Genomic DNA, 18,524 nt, shown 5'->3' on the forward strand with positions numbered 1-18,524 from the left:
CTCACCAGCCTTTAATTTTTTTTTGAGTTGATTGACAAACAATAATAATCCCTCCCAGAAAGAACTTACTTTTTTGTTTCTATCGCAAATATAAAGCAAAGTAGTGTAGAATAGAAAAATCCTTTAACTTTCAAAAAACTCTCTGATATTAATGGATAATTTCTACAGATTGTACGGTATCTAGCTGTAAAAGTTTATCCATTAGATCAATTCTGGATAATCGCCTAGGAATAACCATTGTGAATTCAACGGTAACATGGTGTTCGTCAGCCGGCAGCATGGAAATATTGGTTATAGAAATGTTGTGATTTCCTAATTCAGTAGTTACTTTTCCCAATTGTCCAGGTTTATTGACGATTGTAGTGCGTATTACAACTCCATTATTTTTTTTGTTTAGATATCTTTCGAATTTTGAAAAAATAATTAATATCATGAGCATAAAAGCAGTGGCAGCAATGGCACCAGTATAGAAGCCAATTCCTGTGGCAATGCCAATACCTGCCACTGCCCATAAACTGGCTGCAGTGGTTAATCCTTTTACAGAAGAACCATCCCTTATAATTGTTCCTGCACCTAGAAAGCCTATACCACTAATTACTTGAGCCCCTAGACGGGCTGGATCCATATTTGTATATGATATGAACTCATAGAATAAAAAAAGGCCTGACAGCATGATTAAAGTTGAGCCTATACAGACTAATATATGAGTTCTAAAACCAGCTGGCCGGTTAATACTTTCACGTTCCATGCCGATTAGACCTCCTAGTAGGCAAGATAGGCCTAGACGTATCATAATATCAAATAGTCCTAGCATATAAATTCCTCATTTCAATCATAATATTACAAGGTTATATTTATAGTATTATTCCCTTTCAAAATCGTTTCATATTATTTTATAATTCAGAAGAGTTCTATAAAAAAATTTGATTTTTTATAAAAAATTTTTAATAAGTATATTGTATTAATCGAGGTGACATTTTAAACTTATATTGGGTAGAATAAATATAGAAATATTATATAGAGAAGGAGTGAAATTATGAAAAAAGTTCTTATAACAGGTGCTTTGGGACAGATTGGTTCTGAATTGGTTTTAGAAATGCGAAAAATATATGGGGATCAGAATATCGTAGCAAGTAGTAGAAGCATGGAGGACAATCCAAAAGTAATAGAATCTGGTCCATTTGAACTGGTAGACGTATTAGAACCAAAACAGATCGCTGACGCAGTTAGCAAGCATAAGGTAGATACGATCATCCATCTGGCTGCGATTCTTTCTGCAGTAGGAGAGGCAAATCCAGCTTTAGCTTGGAAAATCAATGTTGAAGGGTTATTCAACGCATTAGAAATTGCACGTGAAAAGAATGTTGCCGTATTTACGCCTAGTTCTATTGCAGCATTCGGTCCTTCTACACCCAAAGACAATACGCCTCAAGATACGCTGCAGCGGCCAAATACCATGTATGGTGTGACAAAGGTATCGGGAGAACTCCTATGTGATTATTATTATGAAAAATTTGGCGTTGATACTAGGGGAGTTCGTTTTCCTGGTTTGATCTCTTACGAAACATTGCCTGGTGGAGGAACAACAGATTATGCAGTACATATCTATTATGAGGCCTTGAAAACTGGAAAATATACCTGCTATTTAAAAGAAGATACTTACATGGATATGATGTACATGCCGGATGCACTCCAAGCCATTATCCAATTGGCAGAAGCTGATCCTTCAAAACTGGTTCATAGAAATGCTTTCAATGTAACTGCTATGAGTTTTTCCCCAAAGGAAATTAATGAAGAGATCAGAAAGCATATACCACAATTTACAATAGATTATCAAGTAGATCCTATACGTCAAAAGATTGCAGATTCTTGGCCGAATTCTCTGGATGACCAGGCTGCAAGAACAGAATGGGGTTGGAAACCAAAATATGATCTCGCTGCAATGACTCAAGATATGCTTGGAAAATTAAGAAATAAATTAAATATAAAGTAAATTAGAAGAAAAGGACTATTTTCAAAAAAAGCTTGAAGATAGTCCTTTTCATTTCTTTTGAAAATAGTAAATATTTCTAAAATATGATAGAATAGACTAGGAAAGTAAAAAGTGCTAGGAGGATCGAACATGGAATTCCAACACTTGGTTCCTGTAAAGATTATTTTTGGACAGGGAAAAATAAAGGAAACTGGTAAATTGTGCAAAAATCTTGGACGCAAAGCAGTTGTTGTGACTGGTAAAAGTTCTGCTAAACAGTCAAAAGCATTGGAGAGTTTAATGACGAGTTTATCATCTGAAGATATATCTATAGTTTTGTATAGTGAGGTAGATGGAGAACCAGACGTATTTATGGTAGATCGTGGCGTGGCATTGATCAAAGAGGAAAACTGTGATATGGTCATAGGCCTTGGAGGCGGTAGTGCTCTAGATGTGGCAAAAACAATGGCTATGATTGCTGTTCATGGAGGTTCTGCGCAGGATTATTTTGGCGCACAAGCCAATCAAAAACTATTATCCCAAAATGGACTTCCATTCATTGCAATTCCTACCACGGCTGGGACTGCCAGTGAGGTAACAAGGAATGCTGTTATTAAAAATAGGAAAAATGGATTGAAACAGAGTATTTATGCCGATAACATGTTTGCAAAGATTGCGATTGTTGATCCTGAATTGACAATAACCGCACCACCAAAAGTTACAGCAGAGGCGGGAATGGATGCTTTTACCCATGCATTAGAATCATATTTGTCAATTAAGGCAAATCCTCTATCAGAAGCTTTGTCATATAAAGCAATCGCTTTAATCTTTAATAGCCTAGAGGCAGCTGTACGAAATGGTTCTAATATTGAGGCCAGAGAAAATATGGCTTTAGGAAGTTTAATTGCCGGTATTTCCTTCGGAAATGTCGGTCTAGGATTGTGTCATGGGATTAGCCCTGCATTAGGAAGTATTTATACCGTTACACATGGAATTTCAAATGCGGTGTTGCTGCCTTATATATTAGAGTTTAACAAAGATGTTGCCTTTGAAAAAATCGCAGAGTTATATTGTTTTACAGATTCGAGACGGGAAAATATATCAACCTATGAAAAGGCAGAATCAGTTATTAGCAGAATTAGACAGCTAAATATTCAGATAGGCATTCCTGAAAAATTGAGGATGATCGGCGTTGAAAAAGAGGATTTTTCTAAATTGGTAGAGTTGACTTTTCAGGGAAGATCGGTATACAATAATCCAAAACCAGTTTTAGAGGCAGATGTTCTAAAGGTTTTAGAAAAGGCTTATTAGATAGATAATTATTACAATATATACAATTTTTTGATCTTAAACAACAAAATACACCAATATTCTTCTTGTTTTGACTTGTATCTTAATGTATTTTATAAATATTGGAGAATAATGGGGAACGATTTTTCAGATAAGCAGTAGGAAATACCCTGCTTATATCGAAAAAGTAATGGATGAACAGCTATAAGCGAGGTGATTGCAGGGTGAAAGCTTTTTACTCTTTTTTTAGTATGGAACCGATTCCTGCAGAGGAAATTCGATTACCGCAGGAGGCAGAGGAAGGAGATATTTATAGTTGCTTTGGACTACTATATCAAGTAGTTGGAAAGTCAGTAGAGAATGATAGAATTATATATCAAATGAAATTTATTTAATAATGTAAATATAAAAAAGTCTTCCTTTATCTAGTAGAGGAAGACTTTTTTATATTTATAAAAATAAGTTACTCGGCAAAAATAATATTATCAGAGAAAAAATGGTATGTCAACCAATTCTTTAAGATGCAATAATTTTGTTTATACTTGGAAAAATAATAATAGCGTTATATGAAAAGTGATAATTTATGAGGAGGTTGATTAGATGACTGTTAGTTCTCAAGTAAAGCAAACTTTAGCAGGTTTAAAGAATTGTCATAGTACACTTCTCACTTATGCAGTTCAATCACAGAATCTGGAAGAAAAAAAAGTATATCAGGAAGCACTGGCTACTACAAAAGAGGTTATTAAGGATCTGGAAGAAAGATTAAAAACAATAGAATTTCAAGAACCACAATATAAAGGGAATTAGGTGAGGTAAATTTATGAAAGAATGGATAGAAGTTTTATTGAGAACAGTTGGACTATTTATTGTTGTATTTGCTACCATAAAAATTATTGGAAATAACACGATATCAAAGATTTCTTCTTTTCGCCTAGTCAGCTATATCATAATAGCCATTGTGACAGCGTTGCTTTCGGCAGATGTGATAAAAAATATTTCATTAGGACTGCTAGTATTAGGTGTATGGATACTGTTTCCCCTGGGATTTGAATACTTATCCTTAAGAAGTAAGGGAATCCACGATTTACTATATGGAAAGGAGAAAGTATTAATAAAACAGGGAAAGGTTATGGAAGATAAGTTAAAACAGGCAAGAATGACTGGAGAAGAATTATTGAGTGAACTTCGGTCAAAAAATGCCTTTTTTATGGCTGATGTCGAATTTGCAATTATGGAGGCCAACGGGGAAATCAATGTGTTATTAAAATCTGATAAATTGCCTATTACATCTAAAGCCATGGGTCAAAAAATTGCTCCTGCACATGAGCCACAAACGGTCATTTTAGATGGAAATATTATTCATGAAGGCTTAATGAATCTAGCCTTCAATGAAAAATGGCTGTATCAACAGTTAGAGCAAGCAGGTGTTGCATTAGAAAATGTATTTATTGGCCAAGCGGATTCTACTGGTGAGCTATATATAGACACTTTTGATGATACGGTTCAACTCCCACAGCCAACAGTAAAAGAGTTGCTCTATGCGAATTTAGAAAAGAGCCATTCAGATCTTCTTAACTATTCCCTAGAAACAAAAAATCAACTGGCTAAAAGCATGTATGAGCAAGATGCATTAAAACTAGAAGCAGTTCGGAAAAAACTTGAACCATACTTACTGAGATAGAGGGTGAAGAGATGTCAAATAAAATGAAGAAAAAATTGACACCAACACAACAACAATATCAAGCTTTTGCCAAAGAGAGGGAGCCAAAGCGATCTGTTCTATATAATTGTAGTAAGGCATTCATTGCTGGAGGGGCAATCTGTACAATCGGTCAAGGTGTACAGTGGATATTTACTACGTATTTTGATTTTACAGAGGTGACTGCAAGTAATCCTACAGTCGCAGTTATGATTATTATCTCGGTGTTGCTGACTGGTTTTGGAGTATATGATCATATGGCACAATGGGCAGGCGCGGGAACCATCATACCTGTAACTGGATTTGCCAATACCATGGCATCAGCAGCGATAGAGCATCGAAGTGAAGGGTATGTGCTTGGTGTCGGAGGAAATATGTTTAAAATATCTGGTCCAGTAATTACATTCGGGGTTTTTTCGGCTTTTGTTGTAGCGATTATTAAAATAATCATTCAAGGGTTAGGTGGGATATAAATGCTTAAAGGGCATCGGACATGGATTTTTCAATCTAAACCAGTTATTTTAGCATCAGCTGCGGTAGGAGGACCCTTTGAGGCAGCTGGAGCACTGTCTGAGGATTTTGATATTTTACATCAAGACATATGGCTAGGGCAAGATAGTTTTGAAAAAGCAGAGAAAGTACTTTTAGAGGAGGCTGCTCAAAAAGCAATAGATAAGGCAGGATTAAAAAAAGAAGATGTACAATTTTTTCTAAGCGGTGATTTGATGAATCAAATCATATCGAGCAGTTTCGCAGCCAGAACATTAGGAATGCCTTATCTAGGTGTTTTTGGGGCCTGCTCCAGTTCAATGGAAGGCTTAGCTTTGGGAAGTTTGATTGTAGATAGCAAAGCTGCAAATTATGTGTTGGCAGCAGCATCCAGTCATAACGGCGCAGCTGAAAAGCAGTTTCGATATCCAACGGAATACGGCTCTCAAAAGCCTCCCACGGCTCAATGGACAGTAACCGGTGCGGGAGCTGCACTACTTGGAAAAGAAGGCAATGGGCCTAGAGTAACTACGGCTACGATCGGACGCGTAATAGACATGGGTATTTCAGATCCCTTTAATATGGGGGCAGCCATGGCACCTGCAGCAGTAGATACGATTGAGGCACATTTTAGAGATATGAATATTGATCCTACTTATTACGATATCATTGCTACAGGGGATCTTGGCAAGGTAGGGCATAGAATAGCATCAGATTTATTAACGGATCATGGATTGAAGATTCCAGAGAATATTCTTACAGACTGCGGACTGCTAATCTATAAGCCGGAACAGCCGGTTATTGCAGGTGGTAGCGGCTGTGCATGCTCTGCAACCGTTACATATGGACATTTTATGAATCAAATGAGGGGCGGTAAATTAAAACGAATTTTAATTATAGCTACAGGTGCGTTAATGTCACCTATATCCTATCAGCAAAAGGAAAGCATTCCCTGTATTGCCCATGCTGTATCTATAGAAATATAAAAGAGAGGTGTAAAATAATGGAGAAATTCTTCTGGGCCTTTGTAGTGGGAGGAGGAATTTGTGTTATTGGACAAATTATGCTGGATGTTTTTAAGTTAACCCCTGCTCATGTTACGACTAGCATGGTGGTGGTGGGAGCTATATTAGGAGGACTTGGTTTATATGAACCTTTGATAAAATTTGCAGGAGGAGGAGCATCTGTACCGATTATGAGCTTTGGCAATTCCCTTGTTAAGGGCGCATTGGCTGAAGCAAAGCGCAACGGGCTTGTTGGCCTGTTAACAGGTATTTTTGAGGTAACCAGTGCAGGTATTTCTTCTGCAATCATTTTTGGTTTTATCGCAGCTTTGGTTTTTAAACCAAAAGGATAGATCAGAGGAGATGGTTTATAGTGACAATAGAAACACAAATTCAACAAGCTATAGCAGGAGGCCAAAGTGCCGCTGCAGCGTTGAAAATTTTTGCGTTGGAGACAGCAGATCCGAAGGCGAAACAAGAGTTTCTGAAAGCTGCACAAATGCTTGAAAATGCAATTCAAACATTGAAAAATAAACAGCAGCATACGGGACAACAGGAACCGCAGTATAAACAATAATAGGAAAAAAGAATGGAAGGTGCCAATGAATGAAAAAGGCATTTTTCCATTCTTTAATTTTTTATACCGAAAAGGGTTATTTATCACTATTATTAGTATTGCGAGAGGTTGCTCCCGCAATATTGGGCAATAATTTTAAAAAAATTGGTATAAATAAAAATCCTATAGTACCCCCAAGCACTGATGGTAAATTTCTTCGCCTAGCTACCATAATACCGATAATACTTTGTATGAGTGATAGAAAAAGCAACAGCAGCCATCTAAAAGCTGTCATATAATCATCTCCTATAATTTATTTGTTTTTACTATTGTGGCATGATTCAAAAAAAATATAAGTATTTAAAAATAAAAAAGCATCCCGAGGGACACTAATTTTTTACATAAATATATCTATTAATAAACCACGAATATCATCAAGTTTTTTTAGAATATGAATACGATCTTTTTCATCTTGAAGAAACTTCTGGGTTAAATCTTCCAACTCTTCATCCACCTGTCGAATAATAGAAAAGACACGGTGGCGCCCCCTTCGATCGAGAAAATTTTCCTTCTGAAATTTATGGGAGTTGCGCACTGCAACATCTAAAAAATCTTTCACTAATTTTTTATACTTTACTAAGTCTCCTAAATACATATTCTTATCTAACTTCTCTGTTTGTTTATCAATTTCTGATAATAGATTGGTTAGTTTTTCGGTAGTAGAATCACCCTTTAACTCTCTAAATCGCACAGCGAAATTATCAGAAAAATCCTTTTCGCTTTTAACTGTTTCTCTAGAAAAAGTACGGCTGGCTGGGTTTTGTTTATTTAGATCAGTTACTTTTATACTCATCTGAATGTCACTCCAATAATATTATATATTTTATTACTTAATGTTTCGGCAGAATAAAATAAAAAAATAGTTCTATTTTGAAACTGGTACTATATATAGTATAATTTATGTTGATGTTTCTTACAATATCTAGGAAGGAGAACCCATCATGAGAAATATTGATGCAGTGATTGTCCGAAAGGCAATTATCCATGTGTTGGATAAAAATGCTGATGCACCCATTTTTACAGACTATGAGCAAGAAATTATAGAGGATATTCATGAATTCTTAGAGAAGCATATTATAAAGGCGTTAGAAGATGAGGATAATAGAAAAGCAAAATTTCGAGCAGGAACAACTGTAGTAAAAGATGCCTGTAAAAGTATTTTTGAAAATGAAGAGCAGTTTGTTGAAGCATCAAAGCTTATTGCCAACCAATTATTTAAAGCGATGAAACAAAATAATCAAGTATCTTCAGCGGATTTAGTTGTTTGTTTATATGAGGCACAGGAGCATAATTACATTGGCATCTTGAAGATGGATTACAAAAAGTCTTTTATACATAACGTAGAATTTTTTGATGAAAAATTAAAAATTTCTATTATGCCTCAGGCGATTGGATTGCCAAATATGGGACAGCGCTTGCAAAAATGCGCTTTCATTAAAGAAATAGACAATACGGAAGATTTTGATTTGATTTTGTTAGATAAACAGATATTTAAAGGAGATGAAGAAGGTGAGGTGGCACAATTTTTTTCTAGTCATTTTTTAAACTGCGAAATTCTAGTAGATAGCAGAGATAAAACAAAACTTTTTAGGCAAATTACAGAAAAATGGACAAGAAAAAATCTAAAAGATGATATTCAAAAAGCACAAGAAGTAAGAGAAGAAGTTGCTGCATCTTTAAAAAATGAAATCGAAATTGATATAGAAAAATTTGCTATTGATGTCCTCGGTAAGGATATTGATCTACAGCAAAATTTTATTCAACAGTTGTCACAGGAAGGACTCACCCATCCGCAATTTGATATTGATAAGGCTTGGGTAGAAAAGAGAATGAAGCGAAGAATCCTAAAAACAGATACAGGAATAGAAATCAAAGCAGGATTTGAAGACTTTGATGACAAAATGAAATTTGAAATGCTGCCACAAGGAGATGGAACGGTAGATATCATAATTAAAAATGTTCGAAGAATAAGCGAAAGGTAAGGGGAGGAAATAATGATTCGATTTTTAGATATTGATAAACAAAATATCACTCAAATAAAAGATACCATTGTATTGATGAATGCACATTTCCTAACAGATACATCACAATCGTGGATTTTTAGCAACCCAAGGACTCAGGAAGGGATTTGTGAAGCCCACATTCATTATATATCTCCGGAGAACAATAAAAGAATGTTAATGGAGCAACCCCTGTGGAAGGGATATATTAATAGTGAGATTCCAGATGAAGAGGCGAGAAAACAGCTATTTAATCATATTGATCAAGGGATTATTCATGTAATATTAAATGTCCACCAGAGCTATAAATATATGACAAAAGAACTAGTTTCCATAGTGTACGGGATTTTAAGCAAGAACCATCCTGAGGTTGAGGAAATACAAATAGACACATTTATCTATACGGAGATTGTTGAATTTGAAGGCAATAGCAACTAAAGAACAAAAACACGTTTCGTGCATATATTTAAAGCCATTTATAGGCAGCTATAAATGGCTTTTCAATTTTTTGATTTTATGTTATAATAATTGACATTATGTTAACTTGACCTTGACCTGCATAACAAATAGAAGGAGGTATTGTTATGAAGATAAATAAAAAATTGATCATTGCTCTACTTCTGATTGTAACAGCAGGTGCTATTGGATTTGGCTTGTATTTTCAAACAAATACAAATAGTGATGTTAAAGAAGTAAGCTATAATGAGTTTTTAGCTGCTGTACAAGGCGGCCAAGTAAGTACAGTCTACTTAGTAGATGAAGCAAAGATAAAAGGTGAGTTTAGCAATGGCACAGCGTTTATAACAGATAATCCTAGAACCGAAAATTTTAAAGAGATTCTATTAAAAAATCATATAAAAGTTGAAGAGCATAAAGCGAATTCTGCTATAATGAATGTGCTGAGTACCTTTGGTGTGATTCTGCTTATTAGTGCACTGGGAGTGTATCTAACTAAACAATCTTCAAAACAGACATCAAGGGAATTTTCTAGAATGTCAAACTTTGAGGCCATTCCCCAAGGAGAGATAAAGATAACTTTTTCGCAGGTCGCGGGAAATGAAGAGGCAAAGGAAAGCATCTTAGACTTGGTAGATTTTTTGAGAAATCCGGAAAAGTATGGAAAGTACGGTGCTAGGATACCACGTGGGGTAATATTGTATGGCCCGCCGGGAACTGGGAAAACTCTGCTTGCAAAAGCGCTTGCAGGAGAAGCTGGAGTACCATTTTATGCGGTATCAGGTTCTGACTTTATCCAGATCTATGCCGGTTTAGGCGCGGGTAGGATAAGAAGCTTGTTTAAGAAGGCTAGAGAAAAGGGAAAATGTGTAATCTTTATAGATGAAATTGATGCATTGGGTAAGAAAAGAGATGGATTGAATGGAAATGATGAATCTGATCGAACGCTAAATGCATTACTAACAGAAATGTCAGGATTTAACGAAAATGAAGGAATTATTGTTATTGCCGCTACAAACCGTTTGGACACGTTAGATGATGCGCTTCTTCGTCCTGGTAGATTTGATCGGCAAATAGAGGTGGGGCTGCCTGATGTAAAAGCAAGACATCAAATTCTAAAAGTCCACAGCCAACAAAAACCTCTTGCTCAGAGTATTGATTTAGGAAAATTAGCGCATCAAACCGTATATTTCAGTGGAGCAGAGCTGGAAAGCTTACTGAATGAAGCGGCGATTTTAGCAGCTAAGCAGAATGCACAGCACATTGATATTCATCATATTGACAAAGCTTTTTATACTGTCATTGCAGGAGAAGAGAAAAAGGACAGGAGTATGATTTCTAACAAGGATAGAGAAATAACTGCATATCATGAAGCGGGACACGCATTGATGACAAAGTTGATTGCTCCAGAGAATAAGGTAACAAAAGTGACGATTATTCCAAGCACGAAAGGTGCAGGCGGTTTTAGTATGAATATTCCTCCAGATAGAATGTACCGGAGCAAGAAGGAAATGATTCAAAATATACAAATTGCACTTGCAGGTAGAATTGCAGAGGAAATCATATACGGAGAAGAAAATATTACGACGGGTGCAAGCAACGATATAGAGAAGGCAACAGAGATTATTGCCTCTATGGTAAAGCATTTTGGTATGAATAAAAAGGCTGGAATGATTAATTATGATGTATTGTATGGTGGTAGAAACGCAGGAGCAGATACCGAAGTAGTATCAGAGTGTAGAAGAATTATGGAAGAATTATACATGGAAACGAAACAGCTGTTACAGGTGCATATGGAGCTTCTTGTGAAAATAACAGAGCTATTGTTAGATAAAGAAACGTTAAATGAGGAAGATTTAAATGTATTAATAGTAGATGAAGTAAAAGCAGCTGTCTAGCTGCTTTTATGTTTTTAGAGAGGAGTGATAATATGAGAAAATACTATATTCTGTTGTTTCTTTTGATCATAATCGGAAGTATTGTTGAAATCGGATCCTATTTAAAGCCTGCAATGATAGTGCATGAAACCCTAACCAATATGGCAGCAGCTAATTCAATAATGCCGTTAGCTGGAAAGAAAATCTTGATAGACGCAGGTCATCAGGGTAAAGGAAATTTAGAAAAGGAACCCATTGCACCAGGATCTACTGTAATGAAAACGAAAGTAACTTATGGTACAACCGGAGTGGCGACAGGAATTCCTGAATATGTATTTACACTGGAAATGGGGTTGAAGTTGAAGGAATCCTTTGCAGCTATGGGTGCAGAAGTGTTTATGATCAGAGAAGACCATGATGTAAATATATCCAATAAAGAGAGGGCATTAATTGGAAACGACTTGAATGTTGATTTGGTTATCAAAATTCATGCAGATGGTGCTGCAGATGAGAAGATTCGGGGAATATCCATACTATACCCATCTCAGCATAATAAGCACACTGAAAAGATTGCTGGTAAAAGCCGTTTGGCAGCAACCTATATACTAGATGGTCTGATAGCAAATACCCAGGCTGAAAATAGAGGAATAAAAGCAAGAGCGGATATTACAGGATTTAATTGGTCTGTGGTTCCGGTGGTATTGATCGAATGCGGTTACATGTCAAACCCACAGGAGGATGACTTATTAAGTGATCCAACGTATCAAGCCCGTTTGGTTAAGGGGATATTGAAAGGTACAATAGAGTATTTTACAAACCAATAGAACTCTCCGGTGAGAGGGCTATTGGTATTTTATTGTTTTTAAAAATAATATGTATATCATAAAATAGAATATTGCGAAATAATAACAGACAACCCGATGAAATAATTGTCATATATACTTATATATATAATACAGAAGTATATCAGAGATTAGTTGAGAAGCTAAGAAAGGAAAGAATTGATTGGTTAAAACAATTCAAAGAGCTAGATAGAGAAATTTTAGAAATCATCGCTTATAAAATGCCCGATGAAGAAGCAATATAATTCAATTTAGAATGCTGTAAATATTTCCTAAAAGCGATTTCCTAACTATAATTGCGTAAAGTAGTAGTATAATACAGTAATAGTGGATAATTAAATTTAAACCGTATTCACGGGCCATAACAAAGCTTTTAAAAAGAAGGAGAATAGTGTATAATAGTCATATATTAGTACCTGGGGTGTACGTTAAAACCTTAAAATTCAACCTACAGATAACATCCGGGAGTTCGCGTTCCCTCGTGTATGAAATGCCTCCGGAGAGTGGACTTCAAAAGCAAGGGATAGGGCACCCACCTAGGTGAGCCGCGGGTGTGAATTTATAGGCAGACGGCATTCTGGGAAGATTAATTGCCCTCAAGTAGATGCTAACTTAGTATTTGCTTGAGGGCAATTAGTAAAATGATATATTCGTGTTGATGACTATCCTGATTATTCACTGGGATAGTTTTTTTATTGTCTAATCGAGTAAATACAAATAAGCGCTTCGCAGCGAATTGAAGAATTTCTTGCTTATAAGCATTCTATTTTTTTCGAATGATAAATTGCAGTGTTCTATGATTGATGCAACCTGTAGAAAAAATAGAAATCATATACGCCAATATGCCGGACAGAACACTTAGGATGAGTGCAGCATTCGGTGAAATAGCAAATTTTAAAAGAAGCTCATAAAGATTGAGTAGTATCAAAATCATGATTGCCGTTGAAAAAACAGGCTTTCCTATGTCGTTGACTATTTTGGGCTTCAGCTTAATATAATGATTAAGAGCGATGTAGTTAAGTAAGGATATAGTAACAGTAGATAAAATGAAACCTATAATAAAACCCTTCACGCCAAAACTTGGGTGAGGTACTAAATAGTAGGTACATAAAATTTGCAGCAGCATTCCGCAGAGATAATTAACGGTTGTAATAACTTGTTTCCCCATTCCATGGAGAATACCTGATAATACATGTTGGAGACTTAAAAATACCGTTGCATATCCGAGTAGTGATAGATATTCGCCTACATCCGCATGTTGATATAAGAAATTGCATATGGGGGAAGCAAAGAAAATTAACAGAGCTGTTATGGGGATTGCTACCAATAAGGTCATTCGAATGGCGATGTTTGACTTTAAGCTAAGTTGATGCCAATTTTTTAATGCTACTTCCTCTGCTACAGATGGAATGATATTGACTACCAATGCAGAAGTGACAATAAAAGGAAGAAAAAGTAAAGGCATCGCCATACCTGAAAGCTTACCGAAAATAGCAACTGCTTCCTGCATAGAAAAACCTGCATGCATAAGTCTTTGCGGAATAAGTGCAGCATTAATAGATTGCATAACCACACTAATCATCCGAGTGATGGTAATAGGAATAGATATATATATAATTTTAGACAAAATATCACTACTAGGGTTTTTGAACTGTAAATAAGTTCTTTTTATATAAGAAGTTTTAAAATCACCGAATCGCATGAGCAGCCAAAGCAATCCCGTAAATTCTCCTACTGAGATTCCTAATATTGCAATAACAGAAGCATATTTGGGTACCAATGGGGGAAGGATCAACAGAATACCAATGACGAAAGCGATGCGGAAAATTTGTTCTAATATTTGGGAAGTACCTGGAGGCCCTACGCTCTTAATTCCGTAATAATACCCTCTCATGATGGAAGAAAGCGTGATTAAGGTAATTGCGGGAATTAGCGCCATAAGGCTAGGCTGTATATCTATATTTTTAATGAGTTTTTCAGCGATAAATTGAGCATTAAAATATAAAAGAATAGATAAAACAGCACTTATAGCTAATCCAATAACCATAGATATGCCTAATACCTTTTTGCAGCCAGCTTTGTTGTCCAAGGATGAAAAATGGGCAACTAATTTGGATACGGCAACGGGTATTCCTGCAGATGTAAATGTAATCATAACCATAAGAATAGGAAATACCAGATGGAATATGCCGATGGCTTCAGGTCCGATCATTCTAGATAAGATAATTCTATATGCAAAACCTAGAAATCGAACAACAAAATTCACGAAAATCAAGACCAAAGTACCGTAAAGAAAGGAATTTTTTTTCAAAACAACACCCTCTTCATAGGAATTTACTATATAATTAATATTCGATCTAATCTTGTTCTATTACTTTGAGGAAGTTGTTAGAAAATACCGTAAGAATAAAAATGTGATTTCTTTTTTTAAAGGGGTATATATTAACATAAATCATTGAGCGGAGGATAAGCGTCAATATTGATGACATAATAAATCATTATGTCTATAAATATAATTCATGATGTCCAGATAAAAAACATCTGGTAAAAGGAGTTCCGTGCAATTACAATGAATGTATATCAAAAATTTATCGTCATGTTAAAGGAGGGGTATGAATGGAAAAAAAACTAAAAATATCCGTACAGAGTGACCTGAAAGAGCTGATCGAAGATCTAAAAGGACTGGGCCATGATGTAATTACATCCCATGAGGTAAGTCATGATATTTCTATCTTTATTATTTCAAATATTGATGAAGATTGGGAGCAATTACGCTCTTTAGAGTGGATGCATTATGATGACAATAAATTTTTTCTGACGATTAATGCATCTAAATTGACAAAAAATGAGATTTTAGAAGTAATACAGAAAATAGGAGAGAAAAACGAACTAGCTGGTCAAGTGGCCGCAGTACCGGAGAATCCAGATGTATTGACTCATGATCATAAACCCAAAAAGATAAAAGTATCTGTTGAAGAGGAACTCATCGATGTAAAAAAGCTGCTTATAGATAATGGCTATGAAGTGATTCCATCCCACAAACTGGACGGTGAAGTGGCAGCAATCGTTTTCACGGGAGTGGATGAAGTCTGGGAGACGATCTTTACATATGAGATGAGACAGTACGGAGCAAAGTATGTTCTAACTATGAATGCTTCTAATATGAAACCGGAAGAGGTCTTGGAAGTAATTAATCGATTATGCATACAATAAAGCTAGGGAAAACCTAGCTTTTATCTTTAGGGATAATATTGTTCTTCAAACAAGAATTTGATCAAGGAGGAGATTGTATGGAAAAACTAGCATATTTGGTAGCGATACCCACCGGTGAAATTTATTATAATGGAAGTATAATTCAAAGGACTTTATGGGAGAAATATAACCTGTTAGAAGACTATTTGCCGCAATTACATCTAACCCTTGATGCTTTTTATTATGAAAATATGGAGGATATTCATCAAATAAAAAATGCACTGATGGAAATCAGCAAAGAACTATACCCTTTTGAGATAATAACCAATGGTTTTAGTTATATTCCGGAGCCTTATAACTGCCTTACAATACATGTAATTAAAACGAAAGAGTTAAAGGAAATATATACGACAATACATGAAGGGATGAAGAATAGAGGCATTCGTGTAAGAGCATTCCATCCTAATGAAATGGTATTTCACATGAGTATAGCAGGCATTTATGGAAGAAGCTGGAGCAGGGAAGAGAGTCAAAGAGCTTGGCTGGAGGTAAGCACCCTTACTTTCAAATACCATGAACGAATCGAAGCGCTCGAACTTTGGTACCCGGATATTCAACCTGAAAAAAAGTTTATTGCCAAGTTTGATATTTTAAAGCCTTGAGCAGAAAATAATACAATATTGCCAAATATTAAGAGGAATGTTTTTTTCAACACTACCAAGAATAATAATGGAATTAAGAAATGAATGGAGGCGTTGGATATGGAATTGGTATGCCCTTTATGTAATGCGATGATAAGCTATTTGCTGAAGTGTCCGAAATGTAACCATTCTATGGAAAATACCGGGGCAATCCAAGATTATTTTGATGATTATAGCACCTATCTGCCAATGGAACTCACTCAGAGAATTGATGGAGTACCACATGATCAATGTATGCATTTATTTTATTGTAGCCATTGTAATAGCGATAAAAGAGTATCAATTGATAGAGTTTTTATATAAAAGGATGTTCGAAAATGAACATTCTTTTTTTTATGAAAAATATTCTAAATCTTTATTGACGAACTTAATAAAAAATATTAAACTATTAATAGTTTAGTGTAGTAAAGTGATAAATCAATAAAGGGGGTTCGTGTAAATCATGCTGCAGTATAAAAACTATGTTCCTGAAGGGGTAGCGGATACACATTGGGATGAATATGAGACAAAAGATAGGATCATGGGGCAAATTAAAAAGCATTTTAAAAATTTTGGATACCGACAAATCATGACCCCAACTTTTGAATATTATGATTTGTTTGCTGGTATTGACGGGACGATCCATCGAGATGAAATGTTTAAGTTTATAGATGGAAATGGCAAAATCCTAGTATTAAGACCTGATGTAACGATACCCATTGCTAGAATGGCAGCGAATGGCTTTGAAGCATCCAAAGGATATTTAAAATTTTCCTATGTGTCCAATGTATTTCGTGTGAGCGAAGAACAATGTGGAAACAAAAGAGAGTTTATGCAAGCAGGCATTGAATATCTAGGAAATGAAAAAGCTGACGCAGATGCAGAAGTGGTTGCGGTGGGGATTAAAATAATACTTGATTGTGGTATAAAGAATTTCCAATTTGACCTGGGTCAAGCGGCATTTTTTAAAGGATTGATGATGGAGGTGGCAGTAGAAAGACCAATTAAAGACCAAATTCGGAAATTAATTGAGCAAAAGAACACTTCAGAGTTAGCTCATTTTTTAAAACCGCTCAATATCCCCAGCCGGGTTAAAGAAACGATATTAAAGATACCTTATTTATATGGTAAAGCAGCAGAAGTGATTGTGGAGGCGAGAAGAATAGCTTTAAATATAGAAATGGAAAAAGCAATAAAGTATTTAGAAGAAGTATATGAAATTCTCAAAGATTATGGTTATGAGCAATATATAACCGTGGATTTAGGACTAGTAAATCATATGGATTACTATACCGGAGTCATTTTTAAAGGATATGTTCAAAATTATGGAAAACCGCTTTTGAGCGGAGGACGTTACGATAATCTTACAAAAAAGTATGGTACTGCTTTGCCTGCTACAGGATTCGGTTTAAATATTGATGAGTTAATGGAGGTTATGGAAATGAACAATATGCTTAAAGGATCAACATGCTTTACTGATTTTTTAATTCTTTATACAAAAAAAACAAGGGAAAAAGCTATTGCTTTGGCAGAAACATTAAGAAATAAAGGTTTTATTGTAGAATCTGATCTCTATGAACAAGATATTAAAAACCAGATTGAAAATGCTGAATTCCGTAATATAAAGGAAATTGTCCAATTGCTAGAAGAAAATTTGAAGATTATTAATATCAGAAATAATGAAATAAGAAAAAACTCTTTGGCACAATTTCTAAAAAATATAGAAAATAGTGGAGCAGTTTTTTCAATTCATTAGGGAGGTCAGAAAGTGGAATTTGTTAATATTGCATTGGCTAAAGGACGATTAGCAGAAAAAACAATAAAAATGATGAATAACCAGGGAATTACATTTCCCGATTATCACACAAACAGCAGAAAACTGATTTTTGAGAATGATTTTGAAAAAATTCGTATCATTTTTGTAAAACCCAGTGATGTGGCAATATACGTAGAAAAAGGGGCTGCAGACTTAGGTGTATTGGGTAAAGATATTTTAATGGAAAGCGAAGCAGATTTATATGAGGTTATGGATTTAGGATTTGGGAGTTGTAAATTTGCTGTAGCGGCTTTAAGAGACTATGTAGATCTGCCTGGAAAGAAAATCAGGGTAGCTTCTAAATTTCCCAACGTATCAAAGAAATATTTCAACGAACTAGGAAGGCCGATAGAAGTAATCAAATTAAATGGTTCTGTAGAATTAGCACCTATTATCGGCTTAGCTGATGTGATTGTAGATATTGTAGAAACAGGAAAGACCTTAGAAGAAAACGGTTTGGTAGTTATAAATGAAATCTGTAAGGTAAGCGCTAGACTGGTAGCAAATAAAGTAAGCTTTAAAACAAAAATGAATCATATTACCCGCATTATTGAGGGATTAAAGCGGGGTGCTGAATAGAAGGGGGATAAA

Annotated in this window: 21 protein-coding genes and 1 other RNA gene; 18 read left to right on the top strand and 4 right to left on the bottom strand. The window is 35.3% G+C overall.

From position 1 onward, the window contains the following. Window positions 1–148: 148 nt before the first annotated feature. A complete protein-coding gene (locus tag Gferi_RS25725) occupies window positions 149–748 on the bottom strand; it encodes an MgtC/SapB family protein (RefSeq protein WP_236932659.1) in 600 nt (199 codons plus the stop codon). Window positions 749–1,036: 288 nt separating this feature from the next. Between Gferi_RS25725 and Gferi_RS25730 the strand changes: the two genes are divergently transcribed. The 9 genes from Gferi_RS25730 (at window position 1,037) to Gferi_RS25765 (ending at window position 7,031) form a co-directional block, all read left to right on the top strand. Next, window positions 1,037–1,993 (top strand): L-threonine 3-dehydrogenase, encoded by a 957-nt coding sequence (locus Gferi_RS25730; protein WP_069980962.1) that lies wholly within the window; start codon window positions 1,037–1,039, stop codon window positions 1,991–1,993. Between the two features lie 129 nt (window positions 1,994–2,122). Then, window positions 2,123–3,283: an iron-containing alcohol dehydrogenase family protein gene (locus tag Gferi_RS25735; protein ID WP_069980963.1), complete on the top strand. Its 1,161-nt coding sequence runs from the start codon at window positions 2,123–2,125 to the stop codon at window positions 3,281–3,283. 203 nt (window positions 3,284–3,486) lie between these two features. After that, the gene (locus tag Gferi_RS28380; protein WP_156782488.1) at window positions 3,487–3,657 is read left to right on the top strand and encodes a hypothetical protein; all 171 of its coding nucleotides are present in this window, start codon (window positions 3,487–3,489) and stop codon (window positions 3,655–3,657) included. A gap of 205 nt (window positions 3,658–3,862) precedes the next feature. Next, complete coding sequence (locus Gferi_RS25740; protein ID WP_069980964.1) at window positions 3,863–4,069, top strand: DUF1657 domain-containing protein; 207 nt, start codon at window positions 3,863–3,865, stop codon at window positions 4,067–4,069. 13 nt (window positions 4,070–4,082) lie between these two features. Continuing rightward, entirely contained in the window at window positions 4,083–4,943 is an 861-nt protein-coding gene (locus Gferi_RS25745; RefSeq protein ID WP_069980965.1) for a DUF421 domain-containing protein, read from the top strand. Window positions 4,944–4,954: 11 nt separating this feature from the next. Next, window positions 4,955–5,434 carry a stage V sporulation protein AC gene (gene spoVAC / locus Gferi_RS25750; RefSeq protein ID WP_069980966.1) on the top strand — a complete coding sequence of 160 codons (480 nt, stop codon included), beginning with the start codon at window positions 4,955–4,957 and terminating at the stop codon, window positions 5,432–5,434. Further along, window positions 5,435–6,436, top strand: coding sequence for a stage V sporulation protein AD (gene spoVAD / locus Gferi_RS25755; RefSeq protein WP_069980967.1), 1,002 nt, complete (start codon window positions 5,435–5,437; stop codon window positions 6,434–6,436). A gap of 17 nt (window positions 6,437–6,453) precedes the next feature. After that, window positions 6,454–6,807: a stage V sporulation protein AE gene (gene spoVAE / locus Gferi_RS25760; RefSeq protein ID WP_069980968.1), complete on the top strand. Its 354-nt coding sequence runs from the start codon at window positions 6,454–6,456 to the stop codon at window positions 6,805–6,807. Window positions 6,808–6,827: 20 nt separating this feature from the next. Next, window positions 6,828–7,031, top strand: coding sequence for a DUF1657 domain-containing protein (locus Gferi_RS25765; RefSeq protein WP_069980969.1), 204 nt, complete (start codon window positions 6,828–6,830; stop codon window positions 7,029–7,031). Between the two features lie 76 nt (window positions 7,032–7,107). On the opposite strand, the gene Gferi_RS25770 is transcribed toward Gferi_RS25765, so the two are convergent. Both Gferi_RS25770 and Gferi_RS25775 read right to left on the bottom strand, forming a co-directional pair. Next, window positions 7,108–7,305 carry a hypothetical protein gene (locus tag Gferi_RS25770; protein ID WP_069980970.1) on the bottom strand — a complete coding sequence of 66 codons (198 nt, stop codon included), beginning with the start codon at window positions 7,303–7,305 and terminating at the stop codon, window positions 7,108–7,110. A gap of 102 nt (window positions 7,306–7,407) precedes the next feature. Then, window positions 7,408–7,863 carry a YaaR family protein gene (locus Gferi_RS25775; RefSeq protein ID WP_069980971.1) on the bottom strand — a complete coding sequence of 152 codons (456 nt, stop codon included), beginning with the start codon at window positions 7,861–7,863 and terminating at the stop codon, window positions 7,408–7,410. A gap of 148 nt (window positions 7,864–8,011) precedes the next feature. Between Gferi_RS25775 and Gferi_RS25780 the strand changes: the two genes are divergently transcribed. The 5 genes from Gferi_RS25780 (at window position 8,012) to ssrS (ending at window position 12,833) form a co-directional block, all read left to right on the top strand. Continuing rightward, window positions 8,012–9,052: a nucleoid-associated protein gene (locus Gferi_RS25780; protein ID WP_069980972.1), complete on the top strand. Its 1,041-nt coding sequence runs from the start codon at window positions 8,012–8,014 to the stop codon at window positions 9,050–9,052. Between the two features lie 12 nt (window positions 9,053–9,064). Then, window positions 9,065–9,508, top strand: coding sequence for a hypothetical protein (locus Gferi_RS25785; protein ID WP_069980973.1), 444 nt, complete (start codon window positions 9,065–9,067; stop codon window positions 9,506–9,508). A 146-nt stretch (window positions 9,509–9,654) separates the two neighbouring features. Beyond that, on the top strand, window positions 9,655–11,424 hold the full coding sequence (ftsH, locus tag Gferi_RS25790) for an ATP-dependent zinc metalloprotease FtsH (protein WP_069980974.1): 1,770 nt from the start codon (window positions 9,655–9,657) through the stop codon (window positions 11,422–11,424). 32 nt (window positions 11,425–11,456) lie between these two features. Then, window positions 11,457–12,227 carry an N-acetylmuramoyl-L-alanine amidase family protein gene (locus Gferi_RS25795; protein WP_169833038.1) on the top strand — a complete coding sequence of 257 codons (771 nt, stop codon included), beginning with the start codon at window positions 11,457–11,459 and terminating at the stop codon, window positions 12,225–12,227. A 428-nt stretch (window positions 12,228–12,655) separates the two neighbouring features. Further along, window positions 12,656–12,833: non-coding RNA, 6S RNA (ssrS, locus tag Gferi_RS25800), on the top strand. A gap of 175 nt (window positions 12,834–13,008) precedes the next feature. Here the strand turns inward: ssrS and Gferi_RS25805 are convergent. Then, window positions 13,009–14,556 (bottom strand): putative polysaccharide biosynthesis protein, encoded by a 1,548-nt coding sequence (locus Gferi_RS25805; protein WP_069980975.1) that lies wholly within the window; start codon window positions 14,554–14,556, stop codon window positions 13,009–13,011. A gap of 305 nt (window positions 14,557–14,861) precedes the next feature. On the opposite strand from Gferi_RS25805, the gene Gferi_RS25810 reads away from it, so the two are divergent. The 4 genes from Gferi_RS25810 (at window position 14,862) to hisG (ending at window position 18,512) form a co-directional block, all read left to right on the top strand. Then, window positions 14,862–15,458, top strand: coding sequence for a YkuS family protein (locus Gferi_RS25810; protein ID WP_069980976.1), 597 nt, complete (start codon window positions 14,862–14,864; stop codon window positions 15,456–15,458). A 77-nt stretch (window positions 15,459–15,535) separates the two neighbouring features. After that, the gene (locus Gferi_RS25815; protein ID WP_069980977.1) at window positions 15,536–16,099 is read left to right on the top strand and encodes a 2'-5' RNA ligase family protein; all 564 of its coding nucleotides are present in this window, start codon (window positions 15,536–15,538) and stop codon (window positions 16,097–16,099) included. A 481-nt stretch (window positions 16,100–16,580) separates the two neighbouring features. Then, complete coding sequence (gene hisZ / locus Gferi_RS25820) at window positions 16,581–17,873, top strand: ATP phosphoribosyltransferase regulatory subunit (RefSeq protein WP_069980978.1); 1,293 nt, start codon at window positions 16,581–16,583, stop codon at window positions 17,871–17,873. Window positions 17,874–17,885: 12 nt separating this feature from the next. Further along, the gene (gene hisG / locus Gferi_RS25825; RefSeq protein WP_069980979.1) at window positions 17,886–18,512 is read left to right on the top strand and encodes an ATP phosphoribosyltransferase; all 627 of its coding nucleotides are present in this window, start codon (window positions 17,886–17,888) and stop codon (window positions 18,510–18,512) included. The last annotated feature ends 12 nt before the right edge of the window (window positions 18,513–18,524 follow it).

The sequence above is a fragment of the Geosporobacter ferrireducens genome, assembly GCF_001750685.1.
Classification (GTDB): domain Bacteria; phylum Bacillota; class Clostridia; order Peptostreptococcales; family Thermotaleaceae; genus Geosporobacter; species Geosporobacter ferrireducens.